The sequence below is a fragment of the Amycolatopsis sp. NPDC057786 genome, assembly GCF_042797905.1.
Lineage (GTDB): Bacteria > Actinomycetota > Actinomycetes > Mycobacteriales > Pseudonocardiaceae > Amycolatopsis.
This window is the reverse complement of the sequence record NZ_JBHVKW010000013.1, coordinates 20,659-46,348: the sequence shown is the minus strand read 5'-3', so window position 1 is coordinate 46,348 and position 25,690 is coordinate 20,659. Positions and strand designations below refer to the sequence as shown.

The window sequence follows — 25,690 nt, the reverse complement described above, 5'->3', positions numbered from 1 at the left end:
CGGCCTGTCTGACGACCCGGAATCGGTCGCAGGCGTGCGTATAGCGCTGGCGTCCACCCGCCGTTATGGAGGAGTCGTTCCATGCCCCACCCGCTCGATGCCGTCACTACGGCTCAGCTTCACACCGTCAGCGGCGTCGACTATGCCGACGTGTTCACCGCCGCTGCCGCGTGGTTCGCCGCGCCAGCCCAAGCCGATGTGGCGATTTGGAGCCTTGAGCTCGACCAGCAAGGTCGGCTATACATCGAGTCCGACGAACGTCTCTATCTCGAAATCTACTTTCAGCGCTTTGACAAACCGCACCTCCTACGGGGGGAGAGTTGAGCTGGGCGGCCAGCGCGCCGGCGCTGGTTTCCTGTCCGCCAGGCACGGCGGTGCTCCGGACTTCGGGCAGGTCAGCGTGGGCAACGATCTATGAACGCCGCATCGCCGCCACATAACCGCTCTGGACAGGGGCCTGTGCAGACGTTTAGCTAATTGGCGCCTGCGGACCGCTGCTACACCGGGCCATGGACCGGCTGGACACCGTGAGGCTTACGAGAACGCTTTGACAACCTGCGCGGACGCAATCCAACGCAATAAAACAAATAGGGACTCGCTGACTATTGGAGTAATTATGCTCTTCCAGCGATTCGTGGCGCCACGCGCGTCACGATACCCAAAGACTCAGCTCGCTGTGCCGTGTTTGTTCGTGCAGCCGGTGTGTCGACGGGAATGGAGTAGGGACACCGCGCGAGGTGGTGGCCGCATGACGAACACCGGACCCTGGTCCATCGCGTGCCGTGACGTGAACGGCCGTGAAGGGACGCTGCGTGTTGCCGTGCGCGACTCGGAAGTCGTGGTCGTGGCTCCCCCAGGAGAGAGCTCGATCCTCGACTACGGGGCCGCCGCGAAGTTTCGCTCTGCCGTTATGAAAGCCGCCGAGGTGGCGGCCACACCCGTGCCGACCACATCTGGCGCCGTCACGACCACGGACACGGCGAGCACGGCGGAGCAGAACCTCGGCGGTCTTCCCCCAGCCGCCGTGGAGCGCCCTGCTCTGTCGCCATGTCGCGGCGGGACCACGACCCCGATATCTGGTCCCGCCGCGATCCCCGCCTCCAGGGGTGAGGACGCATGATCCCCTTGAGCATCACGGCGAGCGCCGCGCTGACGTTTATCTGTTGCCTGCTGCGTATGGCGTGGCGGCGACGGCAGCAAGCCGAGTCCGTCTACGCAGGTTCGCACCGCCGCGCGCCGCACCAGCCTCCCAACCGAGTCCTGCGGTACGCGATTGCGACCGCCGGGACTCACGGCCTCGGCTTGATCAGGAAGGCCGAAGGCCCATGAGGCGGCCATGTCACACCGTGCCCGCCGCCGCCTTGCTTCGTCGGCTGGGTTGGCAGCACCGCAGGGTCGACTGCCGCGACGGTGACGGCCAGCGGTCCGCGCTGCACCTACGGCGGCGTACTTCCGCGGACGTCGAGATCGAGCTGCCGGGCGGGCGACTCGCCCGGTTGACCAACGTCGAGGCCGGGCAGCTCCGTGCGGCATTGCGCGACGTCCTGCTGGCGGATCAACCGTCGCACCGAGCGGGGGCCGTCTAGCCAGATCTTGCGGGCCAGGTCGGCTATCCCGAGGTGCCTTATCGGCTGAGCACGTCCGCGACACCGACTGCGGCCGGGCGGGAGTGGTTACTCGACGCCTCCCGTCCGGCCGCGCCCAACGCCCAACTCTCTCGAGGAGGAACGAATCATGACCACCGTCATCGACGCCCCACCCGCCCAGACCGAACAGCAACCCGGCCAACGTGTGCGGAATTACCGCGACGTATTCGCGTGGCCAACTACCATCGACAGCGCCTCCGGCGACGTCTACCTCCAGCTCGGCACCACCGTCGACGCGCTCATCATGCGAGCCGGAGCTGGCGCGGAGGTCAACAACTTCCTGGCGCGGCACATGTTGCGTGTGCCCATCATCGTGGTTCCAGGTGATCCCAATGACTGGATTTTCCTTACCCAGCCGCGCACGACCATGCGCATGTCGTCGTGGGGTGATCTGGTGCGCACTCAGATCGGCTGGAAACGGCACGGCGACACTGTTCTGCTTCCGGCGTCGGACAACGTGAAGGAGGGCGTCCGGTGGCTTGAGCGGCCACAGCCGCACATGACCCTTCCGCCGTGGACAACAGTCGCCGACGCTGCCCGCCGGGCGTCCTCACCGTGCGGGACGTGGTGATCGTGCCGATCGGCTCGCCTGCTCACCGGCACCCGAGGCACGCCATTGTGATCGCCTCCGGAGGTCTGGACTCCACTGTGCTGGCGTACTGGCTGGCCGCGCGCGGGGCCGAGCTGACCCTGTTGTCCTTTGACTACGGTCAACGGCACCGGGTCGAACTGGAGCACGCGACTGAGATCGCGCGGTTGCTTGACTGTCCACATGAGATCGTTGACCTGGCGATGCTTGGCCGGCTGCTGGCCGGGTCCGCCCTGACCGACGCCGACGTGCCGGTGCCAGACGGCCACTACACCGACGAGTCGATGCGGGCGACAATCGTCCCGAACCGCAACGCGATCATGCTCGACATTGCGGTCTCGCTAGCCGTTGTCCGCAACGCCGACGTGGTCGCGTTCGGCGCACACGCCGGTGACCACGCCGTCTACCCGGACTGCCGCCCCGAGTTCGTCAAGCGGTACGCCTGGTCCGCCCGCGTCGCCAACGACGGACTTCTGGACGACGATTTCGAGATCCTCGCCCCGTTTATCACCCAAAGCAAGACCGACATCGTCCGTATCGGCGCGGCATTCCGCGTGCCGTTCGAGAAAACGTGGTCGTGTTACCGGGGCGGAACGACGCACTGCGGCAAGTGCGGGACCTGCACCGAACGCAAGGAAGCGTTCCAGCAGAACGGCATCCCCGACCCCACCAACTACGGCAGCGCGTGAGGAGATGACGACGATGGCGGACGCGGAGTTCGGATCACCGGCAGGGCCTGGGCGGGGCCGTCGTTCCCAGCGCCACAGCTCACGCGTGTCGGGTAGCGAGCCGGTACAGCGTGGCGAGGGGATCGTTCCTGCCGCCCAAGCACCCAGCACGGTAGCGCACCCGGACGCACTCGCGCCAGCGTCCCCGGCCGCCGGGCCGCAGTCGCACTCGTTGATGCCGCTGCTGTCCGAGCCGCGTCTGCGCCGCGCGTTGCGCCAGTGCGGCAGGCGGGCCTCCACCCCCGGTGCCGACGGCATGACCTGGGGGCGGCTACGCAGCGAGGCCCACGTGATGCTGCCGCAACTGGCCCTCGAACTCGCCGAGGGCACCTGGCGACCCGGACCTGTCCGGGAGGTCCAGCTGCCCACCTATACCGGCAAACAGATGCACACCTTCATCCCCACCGTGCGAGACCGTCTGGTGCACCGCGCGCTGCGCACCGCACTGGAGCCGGTGCTGGAAGCGAGCGCCTTCCACGACTGGGTCTCGGGATTCCGCCCACGCCGAAATCGCATAACCTCGTTGCGGCAGGCCGCAGTGCATCATCAGGCAGGCTTCCGTTGGATCGCCGATCTCGATGTCGCGTCGGTGTCCGAAGGCGCGACGCTCGACGAGGTCATCGACTGGCACGCCGAGCACATCCACGACGGCACCTTCCTGGCCCGCTTGCGTACGGCGCTCGCCGCGATGCCGAGCCCGATCGCGGCAGGCTCCGGCCTGGCACCCCTGCTGATCAACCTTCGATTGTCCCAAGTGGACACCCGACTCCCGCAGCTTCGGGTCGTCCGCTTCGCCGACAACTATGCCGCCTTTGCCCCGACCCGCGAGGAAGCGCACGGGGCCTTCGACACCATCAGCGACGCGCTCCTGCGGCTTCGGCTACGTCCCAACGAGCGCAAGAGCCGCATCCGGAACGACGCCAACGTCGAAGACCTGTTCCTGATCGGCGGCTGAGGCATGCACCTGGAATGGATCAAGATCGCCGGCGGAGTCTGCGCGTACGGGGATGCCGGGCGTGCCGTCAAGGTCCCGACCCTGTTGTGGACGCGCACCCCGATCGCCTGCGGACACCTGCCGAGCGACCGCCCTGGTCTGGGGCCGCGGTACCCGGTCACAGAGATCAGCCACGCCGAGGCGACCCAGATCGCCGGTCGTCTGGGCGGCCGGTTGCCGCGCTCGGCGGAGTGGGAATGGATGGCTGCAGGTCCCAGCCGCCGTCGCTGGCCGTGGGGCGCCAGCCCTTGGCAGCCGGCGTTCGCGAACCTCCGTGATTCCCTGCACGACACGGTCACCCCGGTCGACACGCATCTCGCCGGAGCCACACCCGAGGGCATGCTCGATGTCGCGGGCAACGTGTGGGAGTGGACCGCCAGCACCTCGATGAGTGAGGGAGCCGTCATCCGGGGCGGTTCTTATGCCTCGCCACCGTTGTACGCGCAATGCACGTTCCTCAACGCCGCTCCCGCGGAATTGCGCTCGCGTGGCATCGGCATGCGGGTGGTGCGCGAGCTATGACTCTCCGGCCGCCCGCCACTCGCGTCCTCGCACCCGACCAAGGGTTGATCATCCTCAACTGCTCACGGCGGAAGCTTGTTACCGCCGCACCGGTCGAGGCGCTCGACCTCTATCAGGGCGGATGCGTCCCGAGCGCGCGAGAACATTTCGCCGCGGATCCCGCTCGCCGAGCTCGGATCCGGATCCTGTCCGGCGCCTTCGGCCTGCTGCGACCTGAGACACTGATCAGCACCTACGACCACCGGCTCACGACGCGGGCCGCGGCCGCGCGCCTGCACGAGCGGACGGTCGCCGCGCAACTGGACACCGAGCTCGCCGACGCACCGTCGCTGCGGCACGTGCTGATCCTGGTCGAGCCTCTGTATCTGCACGCTCTACAACGTGTGTTCGACCATCCCGCCCGATTCGGGCAGATCACGATCATCCCGGATCCGAGGGCATGGCGCGACGCACTGCCCCACCTCCGGGACTGGGGGTGGGCGTGACCACGCTGCACCAGGAATTACTGCACCGGAACAACTTTCACACCAGCAGCACCCGAAGCTGGGAAGCCGTGTCCGGAATCGGCTGGCACGAGCCCACGCCGTCAGGCCTTCCGCTGGCCGCCGTGCGCACCCTCTCGGTCGTCATCCCGGCCCACAACGTCGGCTACTGCCTTGCCTCCGTGCTTGACGCCTTGGAAGGCCAGCACCACCGGTACAAGTTCGAGGTCATCGTCGTCGACGACGCCAGCACCGACACCACCGCCGCCATCGCCGCCGTGCACCCGATCGTCACCACCGTCCTGCGGATCCCTGAACGCGCGGGCGCGGCCACCGCGCGCAACCTCGGCACAGCGCTCGCCCGCGGGCAAACCGTCCTCTACCTCGACGGCGACATGGTCCTGCCCCCGCACGTGATCACCGACATCGCCGCCCGCGCAACCGACACCACGGTGCTCGTCGGGTTCCGCCACAACCTCCCCTACGACCTGCACCAGGGCGGGCGCGGAGTGCTGGACGATCACCCGGACCTCGCCGCCGACCACCGAGTCGTCTGGCGGCCACCAATCGGCCGCCCGCTGCTCTACACCGGCATCACCCTGGATGAGCGCTTCGACGGCCGCCCGCTGGACGACACCCATGACTTCCTCGACCTCGGCTACGGCCGGCGCTATGTCGACTGGGACCTCCCCCGCATGGTCGTCACCGCCCTGGTCGCCGTTCCCCGCACCGCCGTCCTCAACGTCGGAGGCTTCGACCCCGAGTTCGGGCGAATCGGCTGGGGAATGGAAGACACCCACCTTGGCGCGTGCCTGATCGCGTCGGGATTGCTGGTCATCCCGCTCCGGCAAGCCGTCGGGTTCCACCTCGATCCCCCGGACGCCGACCAGCAATGGCAACGCAAACTCGCCAGCTGGCCCGGCACTCTCGCCCATTACTGGGACCTCATGCGGCGCCCCGCCCCCACCGGCCGCTCCCGTTCATTCACCGCCGAAATGACCGAGCTACTGCGCTACTGCGAGGTACTGCGATGACACCACCTACGCCAGCGACGACCACCAACATCGAACGCCGCCACGACACCGACCAGCAAGAAAGGGCTGCGCGATGATCGACCCTTTCTCCCTCGCGGTGGGCGCTGGCCTTTTCGGCGCCGGGCTTCTGGCGGGCAAGCTGACCCGCCGCCAAACAGGTGCAGGCACGACTCCGAAACCGGTCTGTGGCTGTTCGCATGGGCTGGAACAGCACGACCCCGACACCAAAGAGTGCCACGGCCAGGTACTGCACAGGGACTGGATCGGCAACCAGTGGGTGCCCTGTACTTGCCGCCAGTACGTCGGCCCGAAGCCGTTCGAGGAACTCTTTGTCTCGCCGATGCGGCCCCCGCAGGACACAGCATGACGGCACCACGCACGACCACGACACGTACCTTTGCGGCGCGAACACAGGGCAACGAGAGCGTCATCCATGATCCGCTCACCGGACTGACCCACCGCGCCAGCACCGCCCTCGGCTCCGGACGCGTCCGGTTGTCCGGCACTGACGTCGGTTCCTGGCCTGAAATCCACCCGTCGGCCGTGCACGCGGACGTGCCGATCAGCGTCTGCTGGTCGCCCCTGGTGCGCTGCAACCTGGCCTGTCCGTACTGCCTGGACGACAAATCCGTCCTCGAACTGGGCCGGGCCGAGCGCTACCGCGTCGCGAACCTGCTCGCCGACTCCGCGGTCCTGGGAGTGGACATCTCCGGCGGCGAACCGCTGCTGCTGCGCGATTTGCCCGAATTGATCGACGTGCTCGTGGCGGGCAGGTGCGCGGTCAGCGTGACCACCAACGGAACACACCTGGCCCGCCGCGCCGAAGTCCTGGCCGCCCGCGTGGACGCCGTACGGGTAAGCCTGGACGGCCCGGACGCCGAACGCCACGACCGGTGGCGCGGTGCAGGCAGTTTCGATCAGGCCATCGCCGGAATCCGGGCGGCGATCGCCCAGGGAATCCCGACACAGATTCAGGCCGTGATCCTGCGCTCTACGGCCCGGGGCAGCATCCGAGCGATGGTCGGCCTGGCCGCGTCCCTGGGAGTGAGCGGAGTGACCTTCCTGCAGATGCTCCCCATCGGCGAAGGCGCCGCGATGGCCGACGACGAGCAGCTGACAGATGACGAAGCTCTCGCTCTCCTCGCCGAACTGAGCTCCACCGCGGACGTACCCGTGCGACTGCGTACTCGCGAGGCGGCCGGAGGCTTCACGGTGATCCGCGCCGACGGCCAGATCTGGCGCAACCAGCCCGGCGCGCACGCCATCAGCTCCCTTCACCCCCTGCGCACGACCAGCGACCTCGCACTGACCGCACGCGACGGCTCAGCGTGAACAGCTCCGCGGACGACGTCGAAATCCGGCCCAGCTCCCAAGCACGCTCCGCATTACGGAGGACAGACCATGAACACGCCGACGAGTGATCAGTTCGACCAGTTCGCGCGCGCTCTGGGCGAATTGCTGCGTTCCGCGCGGAGAGAACGCGGCTGGACCCGCAAACAGATGCGTGCCGCGATGTGCGCGGGCGACGATGAACTTTCCTTGCAAACGCTCGCCAGCTATGAACTCGGGACGCGCCGGATATCCGTCGAGCGGCTGGTCGAAGTGTGCGCTGTGCTGAAAAAGCAACCAGACGAGCTACTGCGCCGCGCGACGACCCTCGCGTTCAGCGGTCACTACGGCACTCGCATCAAGGTCGACCTCCTTGGCCTCGCACACACCACCGATCCCAGGCTGCGGCCTCTCCGACGCTGGGCACAGGTCCGTGCCCAGCAATCCCCGGCGGAACGAATCCTGGTCGAAGAGCTCGACGCCACCGCGTTGTCTGCGATGGCCGGCATCGCCGGAACCACCGAATACGACCTCGTACAAGCCCTGCAAGAACTCCCTACCGCCCACGACACAGGCATCCACCTCGCTGACGCGATATCCCCCGCCCTGTAAGGAATAGACCCGCGAATGACCACAGCACAACGCGACTTCGATCACCACCAGATCTGGCGCGTGACACCAGAAGCTCTCCACCACGCCGCCAGCCTTCTGACTGACGCGGTCCTGCGTGATCACTCGTCGGTCGAGCGCGTCATCGGCATCGCCAACGGCGGTGTCCCGCCCGCCCACCTCATCGCCTCCACACTTCGGCTGAACGCCCGCATCGTCCGCGCCCGCCACAACACCAGCGACGACGCCTACCAGCAGGCCACCGGCACCGTGTCCCTCGATCTCGCCCCACTGACCCGCGGCCTCAACGGTCAAAGGCTCAGGGGCCGCGTGCTCGTGGTGGACGACATCTGTGGCAGCGGTGCCACCCTTCGCCGCGTCCACGACGACCTCACCCCCTTACTTGGCCCGGACGCCCAGATCCTGACCGCGGTCCTCTGCCTCAACACCGGGGCGACCACGCTGCCCGACTACTCGATCTGGACCGTCTCCGACTGGGTCGTCTTTCCCTGGGAAAAGCCACCCGCCGACCACGCCACCACAACGCTGCCGCCGCCGAAGAAGGTCCTCCGCCATGTCTAGCGTGCCCCCGCTGACCGTCGCGTTCGTCCTGGCCTCCTACACCCCGAACGCGCCGGCCGGGATCGAACGCGCCACCGCCGCCCTCGCACACGGCCTGCGCCAACTCGGCCACCGCAGCCTCATCCTGACCGCCGCCCCGGTCGCCACTCCGGATGACACCGTGATGCGCGTGGGATCGGTGGGCGTCACCTTCCCCTGCGACGACGACGAATTGCGGGACGCGATCAGCACCCACGGACAGGACGCCCTGCTCGCCGCCGAACTACGCGAGGTGTACCGCGAGCAGCAGGTCGATGTCGCCGTCTACACCGACGGCTTATGGGGCCTCGGCAGAGCCGCACCGATCAGCCAGGCGCGCTCGGTGCTGGCCATGCACGTCGTCGGGCATCACCAGGACCTCGAGCCCGCACTGGACCGTGCGGACCTGGTCATCGCACCGTCCCAGACGGTGCTCGACCAGGCGCACGATCGCGGCTACGACACCGACGGCTGGCAGGTCGTGCCCAACGCCCTGCTGCACGACCCGGCACCACCACCCGACTCGCGACGCGAGGCGCTCCGACGGCATGGCCCCATCCGGATCCTCGCCCGGCTCGGACCGGAGAAGAACGTCCGGGCCTTGCTGGACGCCGGACGCCTGGTCGACCGCACGGTCGAGGTGATCGTCGGCGAGGCCGGGTTCGAGGCCACCGCCGGCGGTCAGGCGGCCGAACTGGACCAGTGCCGCTACTCGGCGGCCCACCTCACACTCGCCACCGTCCACAGCGGCGGCCTCGACTGGGACCAGGTGCCGCCCTGGCTCGCGCAGGCCTCGGTGGTGATCGTGCCCTCGCTGCGCGAGACCTTCGGGCTGGTCGCACTCGAGGCCATGAGCGTCGGCACCCCGGTCGTCGCGTTCGACGTGGGCAACCTGCCCGCCCTGGTCGGCACCGGTCACGACGCGGGCGGAGTGATCGTCCCCCGATCGTGGGCCGAGCACGGCCTTTGGCGCGCCGCCGAACAGCTCCTCGCAGATCCAGTACGCTACGCACACCTATCCAGGGCTGCGTACTACCGCTCACGGGACTATCTGCCCACCACAGTCGCCGAGACATTCGTAAAGGCGGTGCGGTGATGCCTGCTGGCGTCCCTTTGCTCCTAGTAGACGGTCACAACCTGCTCTGGCGCGCGGCGTTCGGGTTTCCCGCCGCGATCCTCTCCCGCGACAAGACCCGCGATCTCACGGCCGAGTTCGGGTTCTTCGCCCTGCTCCGCGTCGCGATCCGTGAGGAGATGCCGGAACCACCGGAGGTCCTCGTCGTGTTCGACGGCGAGCACGGCACTGCCGACCGCAAGGACAGCGACGCCGACTACAAAGCCAACCGTGTCATCGACGAGGCTGCCCTCAAACCCCTGCGCGCGATCCCGCACGTTCAGCGGGCCCTGACCGGCTATGGCATCCACTGGATCGAGATCGACACCGCCGAAGCCGACGACGTCATCGCCACCCTCGTCGCCACCACCCGCGAACGCGAACCCGGCCGCCGGGTCTGGATCATGTCCGGCGACCGCGACTTCTACCAACTCGTCGACGAGCACGTCCGCGCGCTCAACACCGTCATGAAACGCGGCCGACGGCACATCGGCCCCGCCGAGGTCACCGAACGCTACAACGTCACTCCCGGACAGTGGCCCGACTTCTGCGCCCTCAAAGGCGATCCCGCGGACAACATCCCTGGTGTGAAAGGGATTGGGGAAGGCACGGCGGCCACGCTCCTGGCAGGCGGGCTGCACCTCGACCAGCTCCCGGACTCCGGACGACTGGCCGGCGCGAGGAACGCCAAGGTCGCGGAGACCTGGGACCAAGTACTCGCCTGGCGCGAGCTCATCCGGATGCGCACCGACCTCACGCTCCCACACCACCCGACCGGCGATCCCACGCGAGAGCTGCCCAAGCCCGCCGACGTCATCGAGAAGCTCGGACTCTGGTGAGCGGCGTGCCGTTCACCACGCCAGCGTCCGTGCTGACCGTGATGGCCCACCCCGACGACGCCGAGCTCTGGGCCGGCGGAACCCTCGCACGCTGCTCCGCCTCCGGGGCCGCCGTCACCATCGCCGTCCCGCGCCACGCCGAACCAGGACGGGACACCGAAGCCGCGACAGGCGCGACGATCCTGGGGGCCACGCTGTACCAGTACGACCAGCTCACCGTGACGATCCTGCGCGAACTGCTGCTCGCCGTCCGGCCCGAGGTGGTCATCACCCACCCGCTTCGCGACGTCCACCCCGACCACCGCGCGGTCGCCGACACACTCGTCGCGGCCCTGCCCGACGTCGTCATCGCCACTGGGCATCCGCACCGGGTCTACACCGCCGACTCCTACAACAGCATCACCCTCGACGGCCCAATTCCCGCGCACACGATCATCGACATCACCGATACCTACGAACAAAAGCAGCGTGCCCTCGCTGCGCACGCCTCCCAGCCGATCACCGACCACTTCGGGCCGATGGCCGAGACACTCGCACGCCTATGGGGAAGCCGGATCGGCGTTAACCATGCGGAGAACTTCGTGCCGCTGCCCGTACTCGGACGCCTCCCCACCGCGCCCGCCATGTGATCGACCGAACCACATCGTGCAGCGAGCCACCTCATCTGCCCAAATCGGACGCGACCGCGCTGCGCAGAGCGGAGACGACGTACGACCAGTCGGAGGTGGCCAGGCCGTCCTCGGCGCGGGTGGTGATCGTGTCCGGGGCGAGCAGCGTCACACCGGCCTTCGTCAGTCGAGAGGCGCTGTCCGCGTACGCGAGGTGCCGACGAAGGACGGTGTCAGCGACTTCCTAGCCCAGCTCCCGCATGAACACGGCCGAGAAGTCTTCGGCGTCGGCGGCCGTCGTGACAAGGCATGCCAGGTCGGGTACTGGTCGGCGCCGAGAATGAGTTTCAGCGCGGTCAGCTGCTTGCCCTCTTCCTCGGCTTCCAGCGCTTCGAGCGGAACTCCTGCGAACTGGGCGAAGCGAACCGCTTGCCACGCCAAGTCACGGACAGAGCGGCTCCAGCCTGGGCGGGCTGGCCGGTCGCCTCCGACTCTCTGTCGAGTTGCCAACGTAGAAGCTCCTTATGAGGTAACGACCGCAGATCAATGCGGTCAGAGAGAGGTAGTCCGGCATGCGACTGGCGCAGCCGGGGGTAGCCTTGCGCCATATGGACTAGCGCACGGAAAGTAGTGCGAAGGACTTAGATCTCACCCAACTGGATCTAGATCTGACCATTAGCCTGTGTAACTATCAAGTTTGTTATTTGCACACAGCAACAGTGCTCATGCTGCGATCTGGGGAATTCGACTTACTTTATCGACAGTGGCGTCTGACGTTGCGGGTTCTTCTTCTTTAAGCTGGGCCAGTTGCTTTTTCGGGAGGGAAATTAGTGCGAAGAACATCGAGATTAATGCTGCCCATTTTTCTGTCGGCACTCGTCGGGCTAACGTCAGCACCTTTAGCCACCGCCGCAACAGAAAAACCACTGTTCTACATTTTAGAAGAAGACGGGAAAACTCCCGTTTCCGCAGGCGATGGCCACGCGCGCAACGCATTCGGCGGCTCGAAAGATACGCCCGAGCAGCGGTCGCTACGTGACAAGGAACTCGCCTCGAAGTTCTACAATAAGGACGGTTCGGGACTCGTCACCCCTGGCAGTTCGAGCGCCCGCACGCAGGCGATCACTCCAGCCGAGTGCATACCCATGGATACGGGCGAGCCGAACTTCAAGCACAGGGATCGTTTCACCAGCTGTCGTACCATGACATTCGGAATCGGCTACCCCGACGAGAAGGCTCTCGAATTCGATGTGACGGTCGCCTACACCGCGGCGGCCGATGGAAGCCAAAGCGTGCGCGCCGAGTTCTACGTCTACGACGGGCGCGTCATCGGCGATCCTCCGGCAGACTGGTATGACACACAGGTCGGCATCCAGGTGTTGTGCAGCGCTATCAACTCGACCAGCTGTAGCGGTCCAGGCGCTCTGATCAAACCAATGAATCAATGGATCGCGCAGGAATATCTGTTCACGCACGTCGTCTCGACGAGCGGAACGACGACGGCGAGAGATGGCAAAGCACTTTACGAAGTAGGGCACGCCTTCTATGACCCGATTAGCGGTACCTGGCCTGTGCTGGACCGAACAGATCTCTTCCGCTGTGACACAGCCACCTACCTCGGCTTGCCCGCAGGTTGCGTGTTCACTGCACGCACCTTCTCATTGAACGTCCAGTTCGCCCGAGACCGATACCCCGACGTCGTTGACCACATCCGCGATGCCCAGTACAACCCAGCGGCCACGAAACCGGGTCATTTCACCCTGATCCCCGGAAACCCCAAGAATGGGACACCTCTAACCCGACTCTACCCAGGCTACGACAAGGCATTTTACGACCGTAACCATGCCAAAGCAGTGCAAACGTGCATTGAATTCTGGGGGACCGGCTACACCGAGGGTGGAACGAAAGACTGCGATGAGTACCCCTTCCGGTCCACCTATCAAGGCGCCGCATACAGCGACAACGGCGGATCGGTCGGCTACTCAGCGAGGCCTCTCGCGAAAGGTCAAAATCGTTCTGCAGGATCTGATCTCGGAATATTCTACAAGGATCAACGCCTTCTCGATGGTGACGGATTCTTCGTTAACTCTATTTGATCATCGCTAGCTAGCGAGTTGGGGAGCGGCAGGCCCACTCCCCAACTCGTGCGAGGTCTGATAGCTTGCAGGCATGGCGGCTCTGAAGCGACAGCAATACACGATCGAGGTCTATCCAGGTCTTTTCTACCTCGCCAACGCTCAGCCTGTCGGCGAGCACGATCCAAGCGACCTTGTCTCCGAACTCGACGTCGACAACGCTGTCTGCCTGTTCGGGGACAACGGCATCACCTTCAATAGCTCATTCCAATCCCATCTAACAGAAGTCACAGTCGAGTTCCTGGCCGCAGGCGCCGAGAATCACGACGCGGCCGATGACGTCACTGCCGAACCAGCTGTTCGGACCGTCACGGGAAGAGTCGTGCTCCGAGAAGGAGGCCTTCTGTTCGCAAACCCCGACCAGGTGATGCCGGAAAAGGCGGTCGATCCACCCTACTTCGGCATCTGTCACGCGCGGGTTACGCGACGCCTTCTTAGAGCCCCAGAAACATATGCCCCGTCGGCAGCAGAAACGAACCCAGTTGGGCTAGAGGAATGGGTGGTTGCCTTCTGGCAAGCCATCTCGGACGTTGATCGCCGTTGAGGCCGCGAAGTTCAATCGACGCAAAGCCTCGATGATCTCACGCCGTACTCTTCGGGACCTTGGTGATGACGTCGAGCGCACCTGTTGTCACTGCCGGGGCACCGAACAGCACGGCCGGATCGTTGGTCAGTCATACCGCGATGCAGGTCTTGCCCTTCGGCGTTGCCAGGGCTGAGAAAGTCATGCCCCAGCGGGCTTCCTGCGTCCGGGAGAACTGCGAGTCCTGGGTTTCGGAGACTTCGGCGGGCGGCAGGTAGAGGTGGTGACGGGCCAGCGTGGTTCCGTCCGGCGTGGACAGGCCCAGTCGGGTCACGCTGCCCCAGCAGCGCAGTGGCGTCGACCGGTTCCGGGGTGTCCGGGGAAGCGAGCGATACTTCGCCGGTACCGGGGACGCGCACGAGCGCGGAGTTCATTGCCATATAAGGAAACCTTTCAAGCGATGCGGGGAGACCGCGCCGCATGTGAGGCACAGGCCTCCCAGAACCAGGTCAGTGAAACGGGTCAGGATCGGATCGGGGCTCCGGACGTAGGCGGTGGGCTGGCAGTGGCCAGAGGCGCGGCCGTGTATGGGTCGAAACTCGCGATGGGTGCGACGACGGGTATGCCGCGTAGCAGCGACCCGTCCAGTTGCGGCGCGACCAGTAGGCCGAGTGCGTCATATGCGTAGACGGCGGCCATGTTGCGGGGCGACACACCCCCCGGATCACCGGGGCCGTGTCGCCCGGCAGGACGGCGGTGCAGCACCATCCGTATTTCAGGGTCGCACGGTGCACCGCGGCCTGGCGACGCGCCAGGCCGTTGCGGTTCAGTACGACCGGCCCAGCGGCTCGTCGGCCTGGTCGTCGCCCAGTGCACGGTAGCCGGCCACGAACAGGTTCTGCGCTAGCAGTTGCATGAGCCTGCGGCACCAATTCGTTCGCGAGTAGTCCAGCAGCCACCGGTAGGCAGCGCGGGCCGAACGGGGCGCGAACGGCCGATCATGATCACCCTGGACATAGCGGTAAATCCTGTTATTTCAGGCCTGATCCGGCCAGACGGCTTCGATACGGTACGCGATATCGGAAGCCAGCGAATCCTTCAGCGTCATACAGCTCCCTTCTGGTTGTCGACCAGGCCCTGAGCGCAGGACTTCGAGAACGATCAAGACTCGCCACTGAGTAAAGTGATCGAAATGCAAGCACCTTGGTGGACCACGATCGCAGCGGCGATAGCAGGTGGTCTCATTGCACTGACAGCGACAGTTCTCACCTCAGCCCTGACGGCAGTCGTCTCCGGCCGCCGCCAGCGCCTAGAACTGGCGCACGCTCGAAGCCTGGAAAGAGAAAAGCTTCTATATATTCACAGGCTTCCACTTTACCTCGAAATCCTGCATTCAGTCGACCAAATCGATAGCGACCTAAGTGCATTAAGAAGATTCTGCGAAGAAAATCCATTTGGCAAGAAGCAGCGTCACGGCGATTCCCAGAAGCTGTTGAACGAAATTAATTCTCTTGCGGAGAAGCGGAGCGTTGTTGTTGTCGTGAGCGACATGGAAGTAACCGAGGCATTCATAGACTTCTGCTCGGGCGTCGCCTTGGAGACATCTTCCTTGGACGTGGGCGACCTTGAACGCTCGCGCCCGGACTCTTCTGAGAGGTGGGACTTGGTACCCAAACGAGCGCGCCTGTACGACGACCTTGTCAACGCTATCCGGCGTGAGATTGGGTCCAGGACAGATAAGCTGGATGGGCGACACCGCGTTTACGTCGAAACATCTAGTCGGCCAGGTAAACACGCGTAGTCGGCCGGTGCGCTTGCGTCCGCGCTCGGCCCATTCCGGGAACGCGAGAACCAGGCGCCGGAGGTGGCGGGCGCCGATCAGCAGTGGCAAGGTCGATCTTGTGCGGTGAGTCCCGCGTTTTCCCTGCGGTTGAGGACGTCGTAGCGGTCGGCAGGCGGCGCGCGTTGAGCACCTACCAGGCCAATTGGGAGGCCCGAGGCCTGGCTGCGTCTACCTCGGAGACAGGACGTACTCGTTCAGCTACAGCAGTTGCCTGCGTTCACCCAGTCGGATCATCTGAGGAACCCTGACCTGGTGAACACGTACCGACTGATGAGCTCGGTGGCGTCGCATCGCTTCCCTGGTCAGGGTGAGCGACGCAGTGTCCACGCCTCATTGGCGCCTCATTGGCGCTCTGGATCTCGCTGATCATCCGGCATTGACTGAGGCGTGGTGTGCGGCGGAAGGCACTCCCGCCCCTCGACCTTCCGCCGCAGACCACACCCACTTCCCGTTTAGCGAAGCGCGCGCTGTGCGCGCTCGCGGCGAAAGGATCCGGCATCCGAGATGTACGACACGGAGGCAAACGGGCGCATCATCGCCGGCCAGGAGAAGCCCGCAATGGCCGTTGCTGCGCCGACGGCCCATCTGATCAGCGTCGAGCACACTTTCGAAACCGCGCATCGGCTACCGCATTTGAACGGCAAGTGCACCAGCCTGCACGGACATTCCTGGCGGGTCACAGTATCGGTGTGCGCTCCCGCTCTGAGTAGCGACGGCACCGTCGTGGAGTTCGGCGCTCTTAAAGCCGGAGTTCGGCGATGGATCGACACTCACCTTGATCACGGAACCATGCTCGGCATCCGTGATCCGCTCGCTATGCACCTGGACACCGCAGGATCCAAAGTCTTCCGCTTCGGCGCGAACAACCGTGAGGCGGTCAGCAGTGAGGAACTGCTGGCTGCCGACTTGCCCTGGCCGACTGTCGAAGCAGTGGCGGTGTTGTTGCGGCGAGCGAGCCAGGCCGTACTCGTCGGGCTGCCTTGTGCTCCCGAGGCCTCGGTGGGCCGGGTGTTCGTACGTGAAACGCACCTCAACGCGGCGAGCTACGGACCGGCGGACGTCCTGTGAAGCCACCCGCTGTGTCCGATGTAGCCCGCGACCTCGTGGTCAACGAAACCTTCGGCCCCACCTTTCAAGGTGAGGGTCCCAGCACTGGCAGGTACGCGCACTTCATCCGCCTCTTCGGCTGTCACTTGTCCTGCGCGTGGTGCGACACCCCCCAAACCCATGACCCAGCCCGGTACGATCTCGCCGCCGAGCAGCAAGTTCTCTCGATCGACGACATCCTGTCCTGGCTTGCCTCTACTCCCGCCGAGCTGCTGGTGATCACGGGCGGCGAGCCGTTGCTACAGCCGCGCGCTCTGGAGCGGCTGCTGTGCACGATCCGAGGGCGCGCGCTCGCCGCCGATATCGAGATCGAAACCTCCGGCACCATCCCGCCCACGGACTTGCTCACCTCGGCAGTGACACGGTTCAACGTCTCACCGAAGCTCGCACATTCGGGGCTGCGCCGCCATCAGCGCGTCCGCCCAGCAGTACTGCGCCACTTCGCCAGCACCGGGAAAGCCATCTGGAAGTTCGTCGTCCAAGAGACCGGCGACTTGGACGAGGTCCAAGAGCTAGTCGGGACCTACGACCTCAAGCCGGTCTGGATCATGCCGGAGGGCACCGACAGCGCCACTGTGCTGGCACGGATGCGGCTGCTGACCGAGCCAGTGCTGGCCCGCCGGTGGCACCTATCTACCCGACTTCACACCCTGTTGTGGGAGAACGATCGTGGCCACTGATACCGATTTCACTGATCCGCACCTAGTCAACAGTCACTCAAGGAACGACCCGACGGTATCCGTCAGCGACAAAGCATCTGAGGGATCAGATGGCGCAGCGACCTGATCTCACGTTCGCGCTCACGGCTGCGCACAACGCCATGGATCTCGCTGTGGAGCATGTGCTTCGCCACCCTCCACGCCAGATCCGCTACAAAGGTGACCGCGATCCTGTTTCGGACGTCGACGAGACCGTCGAACGACTGATACACCAGCGCTTGACCGGCGCGGACAGCACCAGCATTGGGTTCCTTGGCGAGGAGACAGGACCAGTCGGAAACCGTGACACCTACTGGGTTCTCGATCCCATCGACGGCACGGTCAACCACCAGCACGGCAACCCGCTCTGCGCGATCGCCCTCGTCGGTCTGGTCCACAACGAGCAACCAGTACTAGGAGTCACCGCACTGCCCTTTCTCGGGCACCGATACTCAGCAACGGAAGGCGGCGGCGCCTTCCGCGACGGCGAGCCGATCACAACATCGAACACCGACAAGCTCAACAAAGCCTTGATTGGCTTCGGTGACTATGGCAGCGGTACCGACACGGGCCTGCGTGACGTCCTGTGCGCGTCCCTGGACCACTCCCTTACCGCACGCGCACAGGGACTTCGCCGCTATGGATCCTCCGCACTCGACCTGGTCTGGGTCGCCGACGGAACCCTCGACGCCTGCATTCTGCTCGGCAACCGCACCTGGGACACCGCAAGCGGCGCTGTCATCGCCCGAGAGGCCGGAGCACTGGTTCTCGACTCGGACGCCAGCCCACACTCCGTGCGTTCCCGCTGCGTCGTCGCGGTCAGCTCAGGACTCCCCGAGGAACTGCTACCCCTGCTACACCACCTGCGCGGCAGCCGGTTCTGGCCCGGCAACTGGACGAGTGCCTGATGCCCCACAGCAACCGGACCGACGATGAACCCGGCCCTGCCCGTCGGCCTCGTGACCGTCCTGCTGTTGGCTGGCGCGGTGCTCGCCATGCGAGCCCGCGCCCGCCAACGGCGTCGGCGCTGGAACTCCCGCCCGGACTCGGTAGCGGGTATCACCGCCCGCATCGCGGCCGAACATCAGCGACGTCGCCCGGTCTGGCCCTCGTCCGACCGCGACCTCCGGCGAACCACCGCGGATCACGACCAGCAGACCCTCCAGCTGCCCCGCGTTCTTACGCCGCAGACGCGACGAAGGCCCAGTCCACGGCCGCGCTAGTAACGCCTCCCGCACTGCCTGCTGTCCTCGCACACGGTGAGGCGGTGGGCTAGGTGAGCCTTGCTCCGCCGCGCGTAGACCACTCCGGACGCGGGCCGCCATACCGCAGATAGCGACTCCTTACTGCGCAGTTCAAGACCATTCATCGACTAGAAAGACAGCTCCCTTGCACAGAAAGACATTGTCGTTCGCAGCCGCCGTAGCGGTGAGCATCGCCACCGCGTTGACTGCCCCCGCGACGACGGCCGTCGCCGACACTCCACCCCCGCGGGTCGAGCCGATGCTGATCGGTGGTCACCCGGCTGCGAGCGCGCCGCCGGGGATCGCCTCGCTGCAGTACGACGCACCCGAACACGGTGAGAAGTACGTCGACTACCACACCTGTGGCGGCGGCCTGGTGTTTCGCGGGTGGGTGTTCACCGCCGCGCACTGCGTCACGGATCCGCCTGCGGGACCTGCGGCTCGATCGACGGCAAGTCAGTGGTTCAACACTGATGACGCGCCGATTCCGACCGCGGACAAGCGATTCCACGTCCGGGTCGGCAGCCTCGACCGGCTCTCCGGCGGCGAGACCGCGAGCGTCAGCAAGATCGTGGTACACCCCGGCTGGCAGTGGGGACAGGGGGCGCCAAAGAAGAAGGTCGTCGACGCCGCGATGGTCAAGCTCGACCGTCTGCTCCAGCAGCCGACCGTGCAACTCGCCCGCGACACCGCCCGACGTGGTGACAAGGTCACTCTGTACGGGTGGGGCGTGACCGAACCTGACAGCACCCGCTCTGGTCTGCCGAGGCGGCTGCAGAAGCTCGACACTCGTGTCACTGCGACGTCGCGCTGCGCTGCAGCGTTCATCTCCGCCGGAGAGATCTGCACCGACAATCCCAGCGGCACCGACGGCAGCTGCTTCGGAGACTCCGGGACCCCCGCCCTGGCCACCATCGACGGAGTACCCCAGCTCGTCGGAAACGCCAGTCGTTCCGCCGACCCCCAGTTCTGCGGCGTCCAACCCGACGTCTTCACCAGTTCCCCGGAGCTGCGGGACTGGGTCTACCACGTCGCCCGCACCGGCAACGCCACCTAGTCACCGTTCTCGGGGTGCCGCCTCCTCTAGAGAGGGGGCGGCACACCCCACCTTCCAGGACATCGGCGTTGATGAACGTCTCAACCAGAACACCACCGGACGGGCAGGGACGGTGATGGGTAACCGGACTGCGCGCGCCGTCTCGTCACGACGTCGCCGAGACTCACGTCCGCCGTTGGGGCTGAGCGTCCGTTATCAGGCTGGCGCCACCTTGCGCGACCTCGCGGTTGCATACCACTTGTCCGTCCGGGCCGTGCGCGCCTTCCTGGTCGCGGACGGAGTCCAGATCCGTCGTCTTGGCCACAGAGTCCGAACCTCATCGGTGTCCGCGACTGCGGCAGCGGACCAGCATCCCGTACGAGCGGGAACAGCGAAGCTGGCGACCGTACACCCGTTGCACACGCCCGCCCGCGATTCAGAGCCGCAGCTCGGCGTGGACGCGCTGTTCTGGCCACCCTGCGACCTCGACCTGCCGCACGAACCGGACGCCGGACAGCTCGTCGCGGCTGATACTCCAGGCCAGCCATGTATCGGCGTCACTGCCCCGTATGTCGTACATCAGGTCAACGAGAAGCCGATACCGACCAAGCCCGGGGAGTACACCGCGGTCCTGACCCGATGCGCACGCATCGGCCTCGTCGACGCTCCCCTGCCGCCGGACGCGCAGCTCTGCGCCGAATGCCACCGTGAACCGACCACCCCGTGAGAGACCAACCGTGCCGAACTCGCTCCCGTACGACGTGGCGAACGACGAAGACGCCGAGCACTACATCCGCGAAGCCCTCACCCCATCTCACCGCGGCAGGTGGGAAGCCCTGCTCGCCGACGACCGCATCTCTCAGACCTACCGCGTACTCAAAACTATTGAAGCCCAGGCGAGTCACACGGCCTCATGCCGCCGCGACCAGATGAAGCTCGCCGAGAAGCAGCACGACGCTGGGCTCATGACGGCTGTCGAGCACGCCTGCCAGTATCGCGAGTTCATCGCCTGGCGTGAACGCGCCAGCCGCTTCAATATCGTCCTGCACCAATACCTCGCCCTTGCCTCCGAGCGCGTCCGCCTGGTCCATCGCGACAGCGTCGTGGAGTCCCTACAGCGCTCGCTTCTGGCGCTGGCGGTCGCTGTTGACGACCACCGCCAGGCCCATGCCGGCGAGGAATCACTCGTCGACACCGCACTCTGGGCCCGGCTACAGCTCCTCCTCTGGCCCAACTCGGCCAACGCCAGCTACCGGCTCGCCGATGCGGTCGCCGCCGAACGAGGCCGCCGCGGTGCCGCTCGCCATATCAAGAAGGGACTCATAGAGTTCCAAGGCACGCCAGTCTCCGGCGAGACCGTGGACGTCGCCGACCTCCTCCTCGAGATCACCGACCACGCCCAGCCGACCTGCGACCGCACCCGACTTGTCGAACTCTGGCACCAGCGAACCCCGGACCTGATGCAATCACCCGCCGCAAAAGTCGCAGCAACGAAACACAACGGTCGCTACGTCACCCACCGGCTCCGCCGGTCACTCCTCTACCTGGAGCTACTAGGACTCATCGCCCGAACGACACACGAGAACAAGCCCGAGATCACGGTCCTAAATCGAGCCGCCCTGATCGCGCTACGCCAACAATGGGACAAAGAGCACTTCCCACTCGGCGACGCCGACTTCTAAGGGCCCTGAAGCCGCGTCGGCAGCTAGAGGTCGGCTGCGGCCACTACCTCATCGATGGCCACAGCCTCCGAATCGAGTTAAACCAGGCTGTTCGCGTCGACTCTGCCGCGCAGGATCCGTAGGCCGTGCTCCAGAGCGGATTGAGTGTGATCTGTCCGACCTGGTCAGCCAGCGAATCAGTAGTGGCGGTGTGCATGGAGGCGAGCACGTCGGAGAGTTCTAAGGTCTTCATAGGCACGGATGGCAGCAGGTACCACCGACACAAACGCTGCTCCGCAGCCGCTCAGGAATACGGATCCACCAGATCGTGGTCAGGCGAATGAGATCGTTTCCCGAACGTCACGACAGCTAAGTCAGTCCGGGCTCCTGTTCGCGTATGGAGACGGCTGCCGAAGGCCGGAAGTGCTCATTGCGCAACATCGCCTCCTCGAACGAAGCGCCGTTCCTGAAAGTCACCTCGTCGAACCTGGCCTCGCTGGTGAATGCCGCCCTGTTGAACGTGGCGTCGTCGGTGAAAGCCGCCCCCTCGAACCTGGCGGCACCTGTGAAAGTAGCCCCGTTGAACGTGGCCTCGCCGGTGAAAGCCGCGCCCTCGAACTCGGCGGTGGCAGCGAAAGCGGTCTCGGTGAACACGGCGAGGTTGCTGAATTCCGCCTCGTAGAACTTGGCGTTGCCAGAGAATGCCGCCCCGTAGAACATGGCGGCGCCTGTGAAAGTCGCTCCGCTGAACGTAGCGTCGTCGGTGAAAGTCGCCTCGGAGAACCAGGCTGGGCGCGCGAAAGTCGCCTTGATAAATGCGGCGGAACCAGTAAAAGCCGCCGCACTGAACAGGGCGTTGCCGGTGAAGGTCGCCCCGCCGAACCAGGCGGCACCGGTAAAAGTGGCTCGGCCAAAGAGGCCGGTCCCGACCCGACTCTTGGTCAAGGTGAAGTCGATAAGGTGGGAGCCGGTGAGGTCCAGGTGGCACTCCCCCCAGTAAGCCGTCTTGAGGTCGGGCCTGAGGTGGTCGTCGAGAAGCCGCTGGGCAGTGAGACGGACCTCGCGTTCCTGCGCTCGCTCACGGTAGAGCTCGTGTTGATCGGCGCCGGCCCCCTCTTCGCGGTCCTGTTCGTCCGGAAGGTCGTAGGGCATGCGCAGGTAGGCGCAGAAGACGTTGACGATGGTCTGGCGCAGGGTCTCGTTGTTCTGGGCGAGGCGCTCCAGGGCGTAGAGTCCTCCGAGGCGGACCGGGGCTTTGTCGGAGCCGAGCTGTTCCACAGCCTTGAGATAGAGCTCGTTGATCCGGCGCTCGACCGCGTCGGCACGGGCATCGTCGGCGACACGCTCCTGGTAGGCATGGGTAGTGGCGGCGACGTCCTGCTGGTGGGCGAGGACTTCGTATTGCTGGGTGAGGGCGCGTTCACGGTTGTCGAGGTCGGCTTCGGTGGAGTGCTGGCGGCGCCATGCGAGGTAGAGCGCGACCACGCCGCCGCTGCCGACGCCGATGCTGAGCCCGATCTTCAACGCGTCCAGCCGCGCCTTCACCAGATCCGCGCCGGTGAGCCCGGCGGTGGCCGGCCACCACAACAGGGTCACCGCGCCCGCGGTCAGGATGGCGATCACGAACGCGGTCCACCACATCGCGGCCCGGCTCAGCCTAGGCAGCCGCTTCACCGAAGAAAGTGCCGGACCAGGCGCCGCAGAGGTGCTCGCGGTTGTCGGCCGCGCATCGTCGGTCATGACCTCCATCGTTGCGGATACCCGTAACGTCGCGGAAGTCGGCAGAGATGTTGCAGAGCCAGGCACGCCGAACCGCTCACACGACGAGGAGCGCATCAGCGTGACGTGACCCCAGTGCAGCTACTTGGGCACGAACTTCAGCACAGCAGAGCGAACGGAGACGAAACGGAGCCCAATCGTGGTCGACACCGAGGCAAACACGAGCCAGAAAAGACAACATCCCCGCAGGCCAGCGGGGATGTTGATGTTGTGGGCCGCCTGGGGCTCGAACCCAGAACCTACGGATTGAAAGGCTCAGCTGTGGTGGCAGGTGCCGTACAGAACCAAGTTTTGCCGCCTTATGCAGGTCAACGCGAGGCTACGTCAAGCCCGAGTGTCGCGGCGGGTTAAGGCGTGCCCGGCTCTACGTCGGCAACGGCGCCCAATCGGAGACGACATGGGGCCGACGCAAGACCGCGGCGAAGAGGCCGTCAGATCACGGCTGCCTGCCGCTGAACCGCTGAAGCGACACACCGAGAGAGCAATAAACTAGACCTCATTTGAGGCGTGTTTTATAGTCGCCTCGACGAAGGAGGCAGCTTGACACACGCCCACACCCTGCCTGACCCCGAAGACCTCGACGCGTGGCGGACTTGGTCAGCATCTCAGCTCGAACCGCTAGGCCTCACGGTAAAGCAGCTTCACAACGTCGCCGAGGGCAGTCAGCGCAAGCGGGAAGCAGTCAGCCCCCTCGCACCTGCGCAGACTCCTGGCCAAGACCAATGGAGTGAGGCCGTAGTCATCTTCCGGGAGCAGACGGGCTGGGACAAGGACGAAGAAGGTGGCCTCTCTCGAACCTGGCACCCGTCACGTCAGCTGTTCGTCGTGGTGCGGGCCGGCGACGACAGCACCGGCCTGTTCGGGCGGTGCCCGTCACCGAAGACCGGGCTCCGCCCGACCCTGCGCGACCTCATCGACAACGTCCCGACGACTGTGCCCTTGTTCGACATCACCGGTTCAGGCAAAACCGCAGCTGCCGCAGGGCAGCCTCAACTCTGGCTGTTCCTGTTCAACTTCCGCGACGGGAACCTGCACTCCGAGCTCTCCCGGCCCGCGGAACGCGTGGAGGACAAGATCACGAAGTACCACCAGCAGATCCCACTTCCCCCGCTGCCGTACAACCGTCCGGATACTAGTGTGATCGTCACCCCTGACGACGAACCAGACACCGGCCTGGACATCGACGTCCAACCGTACTGAGCTAGAAGTGGAGTTATCGCGTGCCCGTCTCACCGTCACGCCTCACACTGGCGCGCAAGCTGCGCGGCCTGACGCTGGCTGAGCTTGGCCGCATGACCGACTTGAACGTTCAGACGATCAACCGCTGGGAGAAGGACCACCAGGAACCGTCGCGGGAGAGCCTGGAGCGGCTCGCCGAAGCACTCCTGCTGCCGGTCGAGTTCTTCACGCAGCCAGACGTCGACCCGATTCCTGCCGACGCGGTCAGTTTCCGTGCACTGAGCAAAACGCCGGCGTTCCGTCGCGACGCAGTGCTCGCCGCAGGCAGGATCGCATGCGAGATCGCATCCTGGATAGCTGCACGCTATCGACTGCCTGAGGCCGATGTTCCCTCGCTGAACCTGCCATCGAAGCCGTCCTTGCACGACGTCGAGACCATCGCTCTCCGCGTCCGAAGCCAATGGGGTATGAGCCACAAGCCCATCCCGAACATGGTCCACCTGCTCGAGGCGCACGGTGTGCGGGTTTTCTCGTTGGTGCAAGACGTTCGCGACGTCGATGCGTTCTCCCTGTACGTCGAGAAGACCCCGTTCGTGTTCATCGACACAGGCAAAACCGCTGAGAGACAACGCTTCGACGCGGCTCACGAACTCGGCCACCTCGTTATGCACCAAGGTCGAGAACGACTTCAGGGCAGAGAGGCCGAGCGTCAGGCAGATCGCTTCGCTGCGGCATTCCTGATGCCTCGCGAAGACGTCCTCGCCCAGAACTTGCGCAATGCAACTCCGGATCAGCTCATCCAGGCCAGCCGACGATGGCGAGTATCGGCCATGGCGCTGACACATCGGCTCGGCGAGCTTGGCCTACTTACCGAGTGGGGCTACCGAAGCGCCTGCATCGACCTCGGCAAACGCGGATACCGCAACAGCGAACCAGACAGCGATCTCGTGCCAGAGTCCTCACAGGTTCTGGAAAAAGTGTTCGCGCACCTTCGCACCACAGGGACCGGCGTCAAAGCCATCATCAACAGCGTCAAGCTCACTAACGAAGAGTTCAACCGACACGTCTTCGGCCTAGCACGAACCCTGACCCTCGGGACAGCGGCCAAGGCCAAGAAGACCTCCCGCCCAGACCGCGAGCACCTACGCGTTGTGGCCACATAGTTTGTCTTTGCGGCGGACCTCGAACTCGGGGCACAGCTGCACCCGGTAGTCACCACCAGAACCGCGACGAGCAGGACTTCAGGTTGCCGAACCACGGGCCGCACCTCGCGCTTCTGCACGAACACCGCATTCGAAACGTCGCACGACATGAACTCGTCGTCACGCCTCCGCGTGGAGTCGGCCGAGCCAGGGAAGGAACCGGCCTGTGCGGGCGGCGTAGTCGCGGAA

The 25,690-nt window shown here is 65.3% G+C and carries 29 protein-coding genes; 27 read left to right on the top strand and 2 right to left on the bottom strand.

What is annotated here, in order from left to right; translation table 11 throughout:
* Positions 1 to 81: 81 nt before the first annotated feature.
* From ACFVM3_RS11055 to ACFVM3_RS10975, 17 genes are all read left to right on the top strand, one after another.
* The gene (locus ACFVM3_RS11055; protein WP_378437688.1) at positions 82 to 324 is read left to right on the top strand and encodes a hypothetical protein; all 243 of its coding nucleotides are present in this window, start codon (positions 82 to 84) and stop codon (positions 322 to 324) included.
* Between the two features lie 1,001 nt (positions 325 to 1,325).
* Entirely contained in the window at positions 1,326 to 1,586 is a 261-nt protein-coding gene (locus tag ACFVM3_RS11050; RefSeq protein WP_378437687.1) for a hypothetical protein, read from the top strand.
* Positions 1,587 to 1,734: 148 nt separating this feature from the next.
* A complete protein-coding gene (locus tag ACFVM3_RS11045) occupies positions 1,735 to 2,217 on the top strand; it encodes a hypothetical protein (RefSeq protein WP_378437686.1) in 483 nt (160 codons plus the stop codon).
* Positions 2,217 to 2,924 (top strand): 7-cyano-7-deazaguanine synthase QueC, encoded by a 708-nt coding sequence (gene queC / locus ACFVM3_RS11040; RefSeq protein ID WP_378437805.1) that lies wholly within the window; start codon positions 2,217 to 2,219, stop codon positions 2,922 to 2,924. Before ACFVM3_RS11045 ends, queC begins: the two co-directional genes overlap by 1 nt.
* A 214-nt stretch (positions 2,925 to 3,138) precedes the next feature.
* Positions 3,139 to 3,918: a reverse transcriptase domain-containing protein gene (locus ACFVM3_RS11035; RefSeq protein WP_378437684.1), complete on the top strand. Its 780-nt coding sequence runs from the start codon at positions 3,139 to 3,141 to the stop codon at positions 3,916 to 3,918.
* A gap of 3 nt (positions 3,919 to 3,921) precedes the next feature.
* Positions 3,922 to 4,479, top strand: a complete 558-nt coding sequence (locus ACFVM3_RS11030) for a formylglycine-generating enzyme family protein (protein ID WP_378437683.1) — start codon at positions 3,922 to 3,924, stop codon at positions 4,477 to 4,479.
* The gene (locus ACFVM3_RS11025) at positions 4,476 to 4,964 is read left to right on the top strand and encodes a DUF6884 domain-containing protein (RefSeq protein ID WP_378437682.1); all 489 of its coding nucleotides are present in this window, start codon (positions 4,476 to 4,478) and stop codon (positions 4,962 to 4,964) included. Before ACFVM3_RS11030 ends, ACFVM3_RS11025 begins: the two co-directional genes overlap by 4 nt.
* Complete coding sequence (locus ACFVM3_RS11020) at positions 4,961 to 5,995, top strand: glycosyltransferase family 2 protein (protein WP_378437680.1); 1,035 nt, start codon at positions 4,961 to 4,963, stop codon at positions 5,993 to 5,995. The genes ACFVM3_RS11025 and ACFVM3_RS11020 overlap by 4 nt, the downstream gene beginning before the upstream one ends.
* Before the next feature lie 73 nt (positions 5,996 to 6,068).
* Positions 6,069 to 6,362 (top strand): hypothetical protein, encoded by a 294-nt coding sequence (locus ACFVM3_RS11015; RefSeq protein WP_378437678.1) that lies wholly within the window; start codon positions 6,069 to 6,071, stop codon positions 6,360 to 6,362.
* Positions 6,359 to 7,327, top strand: a complete 969-nt coding sequence (locus ACFVM3_RS11010) for a radical SAM protein (protein ID WP_378437676.1) — start codon at positions 6,359 to 6,361, stop codon at positions 7,325 to 7,327. Before ACFVM3_RS11015 ends, ACFVM3_RS11010 begins: the two co-directional genes overlap by 4 nt.
* A 69-nt stretch (positions 7,328 to 7,396) precedes the next feature.
* Positions 7,397 to 7,936, top strand: a complete 540-nt coding sequence (locus tag ACFVM3_RS11005; RefSeq protein ID WP_257489641.1) for a helix-turn-helix domain-containing protein — start codon at positions 7,397 to 7,399, stop codon at positions 7,934 to 7,936.
* A gap of 15 nt (positions 7,937 to 7,951) precedes the next feature.
* On the top strand, positions 7,952 to 8,515 hold the full coding sequence (locus ACFVM3_RS11000) for a phosphoribosyltransferase (RefSeq protein WP_378437674.1): 564 nt from the start codon (positions 7,952 to 7,954) through the stop codon (positions 8,513 to 8,515).
* Positions 8,508 to 9,629 carry a glycosyltransferase family 4 protein gene (locus ACFVM3_RS10995; RefSeq protein ID WP_378437672.1) on the top strand — a complete coding sequence of 374 codons (1,122 nt, stop codon included), beginning with the start codon at positions 8,508 to 8,510 and terminating at the stop codon, positions 9,627 to 9,629. Before ACFVM3_RS11000 ends, ACFVM3_RS10995 begins: the two co-directional genes overlap by 8 nt.
* Entirely contained in the window at positions 9,629 to 10,486 is an 858-nt protein-coding gene (locus ACFVM3_RS10990) for a 5'-3' exonuclease H3TH domain-containing protein (RefSeq protein ID WP_378437670.1), read from the top strand. The genes ACFVM3_RS10995 and ACFVM3_RS10990 overlap by 1 nt, the downstream gene beginning before the upstream one ends.
* Positions 10,483 to 11,115, top strand: a complete 633-nt coding sequence (locus ACFVM3_RS10985; protein ID WP_378437669.1) for a PIG-L deacetylase family protein — start codon at positions 10,483 to 10,485, stop codon at positions 11,113 to 11,115. Before ACFVM3_RS10990 ends, ACFVM3_RS10985 begins: the two co-directional genes overlap by 4 nt.
* Before the next feature lie 830 nt (positions 11,116 to 11,945).
* Positions 11,946 to 13,190 carry a hypothetical protein gene (locus ACFVM3_RS10980; RefSeq protein WP_378437667.1) on the top strand — a complete coding sequence of 415 codons (1,245 nt, stop codon included), beginning with the start codon at positions 11,946 to 11,948 and terminating at the stop codon, positions 13,188 to 13,190.
* Positions 13,191 to 13,263: 73 nt separating this feature from the next.
* Positions 13,264 to 13,773, top strand: coding sequence for a hypothetical protein (locus tag ACFVM3_RS10975; protein ID WP_378437665.1), 510 nt, complete (start codon positions 13,264 to 13,266; stop codon positions 13,771 to 13,773).
* A 130-nt stretch (positions 13,774 to 13,903) separates the two neighbouring features.
* On the opposite strand, the gene ACFVM3_RS10970 is transcribed toward ACFVM3_RS10975, so the two are convergent.
* Positions 13,904 to 14,086: a hypothetical protein gene (locus tag ACFVM3_RS10970; protein WP_378437663.1), complete on the bottom strand. Its 183-nt coding sequence runs from the start codon at positions 14,084 to 14,086 to the stop codon at positions 13,904 to 13,906.
* Between the two features lie 858 nt (positions 14,087 to 14,944).
* Here ACFVM3_RS10970 and ACFVM3_RS10965 point away from each other — a divergent pair.
* The 8 genes from ACFVM3_RS10965 (at position 14,945) to ACFVM3_RS10930 (ending at position 21,362) form a co-directional block, all read left to right on the top strand.
* Positions 14,945 to 15,553 carry a hypothetical protein gene (locus ACFVM3_RS10965; RefSeq protein WP_378437661.1) on the top strand — a complete coding sequence of 203 codons (609 nt, stop codon included), beginning with the start codon at positions 14,945 to 14,947 and terminating at the stop codon, positions 15,551 to 15,553.
* A 546-nt stretch (positions 15,554 to 16,099) separates the two neighbouring features.
* Positions 16,100 to 16,663 (top strand): 6-pyruvoyl tetrahydropterin synthase family protein, encoded by a 564-nt coding sequence (locus ACFVM3_RS10960; RefSeq protein WP_378437660.1) that lies wholly within the window; start codon positions 16,100 to 16,102, stop codon positions 16,661 to 16,663.
* 11 nt (positions 16,664 to 16,674) lie between these two features.
* Positions 16,675 to 17,382, top strand: a complete 708-nt coding sequence (locus ACFVM3_RS10955) for a 7-carboxy-7-deazaguanine synthase QueE (protein WP_378437658.1) — start codon at positions 16,675 to 16,677, stop codon at positions 17,380 to 17,382.
* A gap of 89 nt (positions 17,383 to 17,471) precedes the next feature.
* Positions 17,472 to 18,308, top strand: a complete 837-nt coding sequence (locus ACFVM3_RS10950) for an inositol monophosphatase family protein (RefSeq protein WP_378437656.1) — start codon at positions 17,472 to 17,474, stop codon at positions 18,306 to 18,308.
* A gap of 24 nt (positions 18,309 to 18,332) precedes the next feature.
* Positions 18,333 to 18,623: a hypothetical protein gene (locus ACFVM3_RS10945; protein WP_378437654.1), complete on the top strand. Its 291-nt coding sequence runs from the start codon at positions 18,333 to 18,335 to the stop codon at positions 18,621 to 18,623.
* A 181-nt stretch (positions 18,624 to 18,804) separates the two neighbouring features.
* Positions 18,805 to 19,701, top strand: coding sequence for a S1 family peptidase (locus ACFVM3_RS10940; RefSeq protein ID WP_378437652.1), 897 nt, complete (start codon positions 18,805 to 18,807; stop codon positions 19,699 to 19,701).
* A 394-nt stretch (positions 19,702 to 20,095) separates the two neighbouring features.
* Positions 20,096 to 20,407, top strand: coding sequence for a hypothetical protein (locus ACFVM3_RS10935; protein ID WP_378437651.1), 312 nt, complete (start codon positions 20,096 to 20,098; stop codon positions 20,405 to 20,407).
* Between the two features lie 10 nt (positions 20,408 to 20,417).
* Positions 20,418 to 21,362, top strand: a complete 945-nt coding sequence (locus ACFVM3_RS10930; protein ID WP_378437649.1) for a hypothetical protein — start codon at positions 20,418 to 20,420, stop codon at positions 21,360 to 21,362.
* Positions 21,363 to 21,710: 348 nt separating this feature from the next.
* On the opposite strand, the gene ACFVM3_RS10925 is transcribed toward ACFVM3_RS10930, so the two are convergent.
* The gene (locus ACFVM3_RS10925; protein ID WP_378437647.1) at positions 21,711 to 23,081 is read right to left on the bottom strand and encodes a pentapeptide repeat-containing protein; all 1,371 of its coding nucleotides are present in this window, start codon (positions 23,079 to 23,081) and stop codon (positions 21,711 to 21,713) included.
* Between the two features lie 579 nt (positions 23,082 to 23,660).
* Between ACFVM3_RS10925 and ACFVM3_RS10920 the strand changes: the two genes are divergently transcribed.
* On the top strand, positions 23,661 to 24,320 hold the full coding sequence (locus ACFVM3_RS10920; protein WP_378437645.1) for a hypothetical protein: 660 nt from the start codon (positions 23,661 to 23,663) through the stop codon (positions 24,318 to 24,320).
* A gap of 20 nt (positions 24,321 to 24,340) precedes the next feature.
* A complete protein-coding gene (locus ACFVM3_RS10915; protein WP_378437644.1) occupies positions 24,341 to 25,462 on the top strand; it encodes an ImmA/IrrE family metallo-endopeptidase in 1,122 nt (373 codons plus the stop codon).
* Positions 25,463 to 25,690 lie beyond the last annotated feature (228 nt).